Here is a 3,128-nt window from a genome sequence, read left to right on the forward strand (position 1 = left end):
CTCTGCTATCCTTGCCGCCTGTTGCGTCACTCTCTTTTCTAGTTCCGCAATCCTAGCCAATAGTGTGCTGATGATTTGATTGTAGTATTTCATGCAGCTATTTGATCACAGCCACATAATTTTTAAAATGTTTTTTTATATGACTGTATCCGAGATATACCGCAGGAGATCCCTCACCCTCGCTGCGCTCGGGTTCGGGATGACGTGGGGAGCTACCCAATCTTTAATAATGGAATATTTTTAAATCACAGAGTGTATTTATTGACATGCAAACAAACTTTCAATACTATTTGCCCGCGAAAGTACTAAGCAATCTAAGGCTTAGCAAACGACTTATCTTCTCTAATATGGATAGTTTATGAGGACTGGTTTTTGACCTAGTTTTAATTTAATGAAACGGGTTTGTCGTTTAGATAAAGAATGAAGAAAGACTGGCTGGATTTCTTTTATGTCTTTAGTCTAAACACCGACTGGACTAATTAATCGACTTCTTTCTCCTTTTCTATCATACCTTCTAGCTAAAATTTCTTTTTATAATATTAATTTAGAGAATTATTATGTTGCATAAAGATGATGCAGTTGCTTTGTTTATAAAATATGAAACTGCTTTACTTGAATTGATGCGCACTATGCGATTCAATCCGAATTACGAGGTAGAAAAATGGCTTGACGAAAATCAAATGTATGCTGTATTTCCTGAGCTTTACCGAGCATTATACTGTCTAAAAAATAATGGTGAGGCAACATACGATGGCGTTCATCGCAATTCTTTTGATGATAAGCCTTTTAGAAAAATCTTTGGAACTTCTAAGGATCCCCTACAAATTATACAGGATTTTGTTGAGTATTATTCTAAAGAACATTTTGCAGCTATATTGCTCGATTATTTGTGCCATTTCTCGTTTGATACTGATTCTATAGAAAATTTAAATCGGTTCTATAGTGAATTAAATGATCTCTGCACCCCAAGGCCCATTGCAATATATAGATCGGATGATGGATTAGCCCTTAAATTCCCAACTAATACTTCATATGATTATTTCAAACAAATGATAAGAGTTCCTGTTGGAGTATTCCCTTCATTCAGACCTGTGCTTCATATTAAAGATGAGGTTGTAAATGGTCAGCTAGTAGCAACTTTTCCGAATCGAGTGTCAAGAGATGAAGCAATTAACCTGCTGGGTTTAACAGGAGCTATAATCACAAGGCAGGGAGACAATCAAATAGTTTTTAAGGATCCAACTATCGTACAATACGAACAAAGTATTTACATTGACACTCCAGAACATTTATCTAAACCAGAAAAAAAATGGGCTTATCTTGATTACCGTATTATTGTCAAAGGATTAAGTGCTTATGCTAAAAGCCCTAATAGCTTTTTTAGCAATTTTCCTGCAGAAATTAATATGAAAATCGCGTCAACCGTTGCTGATGTTTGCGATGTTGAAATAGAAAGTAATGCATCTGGCAGACTCGCATCGACTTATCTAGGTTAATAACTCAAAATTGCTTGCCTATCGAGGGATATTTTTTTTCAAAATGTATTCATAGGTAAGCGCATAAAATTATAAAAAAAACTTCTATTTCCTTTATAGACTTATGACTTAATCAATTCATATTAAATTAGAAGACATATAAACTGGAACGCGTTAGTTTTGGTTTTATGACCAAAATAATCAATTGAACAAAAATTGAAATCACAATTAGTGATCTCATTTGGTTATTTTTAGTCATCTCCTTGGTGTGTTATAACGAGTTTCAGCACCCCAGTAACTGGTGGGGCGCCATTACTCTTTTTTAAAAGGAATTAATATGTATTTAAAACTAAACATGGGATGTTTACAACTAAGTCCTAATGGTTCTAATTTTTGCAATTAAGGAGACAATAATTTCAATCCCTCACTTGTTCATTTTAAAGAACAGATTAATTAAAATAGGTTAGCCGCTATTTCACGAGTATTTTCTTCTTCCACACCTGATTGAACCGCAGCTGCCAATGCAGCAACTTGAATGTTAAGTTCTTTGGGAAGCATTTTGAAAAATGATCCTGTCGCATGAAAACCTTCTGCTATTCGGTGTGTATAATAAACTGTAGAGACATACATGCCGAGATCCTTCGGGACATATAAATGTTTTGGAGCTTCTATAGTAATACAATAATCAGGGGTATTTATCATTGGGTCATTGATACACAAATCATTTCCTTCTTTACATACCGAGAACTGGCTTTTTTTTAAGCCAAGTATACTTATCAGTTGCTCTCTTTGCCTTATTGAATCGAATCTAACGACTAATTTTCCCTCTTGAACATAAGCAGGGAGATGAATCATATTTTTTTCATTATGCGACGGGTTTGGGAATTTATCACCAAGCCATTTAAGGCAAAGATCGCGCAATTCCTGATCAGGAAATTGAATAACTAACTCTCCATTTCTAGTGTAAAAACTAATAGTTATCGGAAATGCAGCGACTACAGATGTGTAAAATTGTTTTAGATAAGGCATCAGTTCTGTATCCACCCTAAAATAAACTTTGCAGTTGGTTTCAAATGTTTTTGATGGATATTTTATATATTTTAAAATAAATTTTTGTATCGAGATTTTAGGATCAGGATCAATAAAATCATTATACTTAAAGAACATATTACAAGCGACTGGTGTTACCCCTTTAGCGATGTTGACCAGCGCTTCATGCATGCAAAGAAAATCAGCATGCATCATTGTAAAAGTTGCTCTGCCCATTGCTCTCATGAGTGATGTGAGTACAGTGTTGTATTTTTCTAAGATATCTTGGGCAGCGATTTGTTGTTTATCAACTTTACCTTGCATTTTTTCTCTCCAACGGAATAAATTAACCTAGAGTCCCTGCAGGTCAAATAAATAATGAAATTAGCAAAAATGAGGGGAAAAGATTCTACCAATATGACTTTTTAAGTCAATTTAAAGAATGCATCTGACTTTTAAAAAATTGCTGAAACGTTCTCATACCACCATCTCTGGGGACAGGTCCTGAACGCTCCTGTCAAATGTTCTGAAAAAACACCTACCTATCTAATGAAGATTTGATCAATAGACAACTTATTTGGGGTGGGGCCAGTAACTCCCCACGTCATCCCGAACCCGAGCGCA

The 3,128-nt window shown here is 35.0% G+C and carries 2 protein-coding genes; one reads left to right on the plus strand and one right to left on the minus strand.

Features of this window, described 5'->3' with window-relative positions; genetic code table 11:
• The first annotated feature begins 557 nt into the window (after positions 1-557).
• Entirely contained in the window at positions 558-1,496 is a 939-nt protein-coding gene (locus tag BW930_RS16730) for a hypothetical protein (RefSeq protein ID WP_058469227.1), read from the plus strand.
• A gap of 432 nt (positions 1,497-1,928) precedes the next feature.
• Here the strand turns inward: BW930_RS16730 and BW930_RS16735 are convergent, their stop codons facing one another.
• Positions 1,929-2,828: a hypothetical protein gene (locus BW930_RS16735; protein ID WP_058469228.1), complete on the minus strand. Its 900-nt coding sequence runs from the start codon at positions 2,826-2,828 to the stop codon at positions 1,929-1,931.
• Positions 2,829-3,128: the final 300 nt, after the last annotated feature.

The sequence above is a fragment of the Fluoribacter gormanii genome, assembly GCF_900156395.1.
GTDB classification, from domain to species: domain Bacteria; phylum Pseudomonadota; class Gammaproteobacteria; order Legionellales; family Legionellaceae; genus Legionella; species Legionella gormanii.

Coding starts and splice junctions, on each gene's coding strand:
- BW930_RS16730 (WP_058469227.1), top strand. CDS start 558: ATGTTGCATAAAGATGATGCAGTTGCTTTGTTTATAAAATATGAAACT.
- BW930_RS16735 (WP_058469228.1), bottom strand. CDS start 2,828: ATGCAAGGTAAAGTTGATAAACAACAAATCGCTGCCCAAGATATCTTA.